This is a genomic window from Nocardia amamiensis (assembly GCF_015477605.1).
Taxonomy (GTDB): domain Bacteria; phylum Actinomycetota; class Actinomycetes; order Mycobacteriales; family Mycobacteriaceae; genus Nocardia; species Nocardia amamiensis_A.
On record NZ_JADLQX010000259.1, the window covers coordinates 1 to 349 of the forward strand.

Below are 349 nucleotides of genomic sequence, written 5' to 3' on the forward strand. Positions count from 1 at the left end.
CGGGGCGGCCACCCACCGCCAACGCGATCCGCTCGAGCATGCTGCGTAGCAATGGGGTCCGTCGGGCATGCGCCGTGGTCAGGCCGGGTACCTGCTCGGCGAACGTGGCGCGGGCGCAATCCGGGTTGTCGCAGTAGAACCGGCGCACCCGCAGGCAGATCAATGTCTCTGTCCCGCCGACCGCGGCATCGGACAGACACCGCTGATAGCGACTGTGCACCCGAACCGACCAGCACGTGCAGCCCGGACACGACGCGCCCTGCGCAGTGATGTCGGCATGGATCCATAAAGCCATTCCGCGGCGGGTGACCTGCTCGATGTTCAGGTCGGCGAGATGCGGAAGCAGGAC

1 protein-coding gene is annotated in these 349 nt (G+C 67.6%); it reads right to left on the minus strand.

The genetic code is table 11. The features are described 5' to 3' along the window. A partial coding sequence (locus IU459_RS37740; protein ID WP_195134336.1) for a transposase family protein occupies positions 1-349 on the minus strand: 349 nt, incomplete at both ends.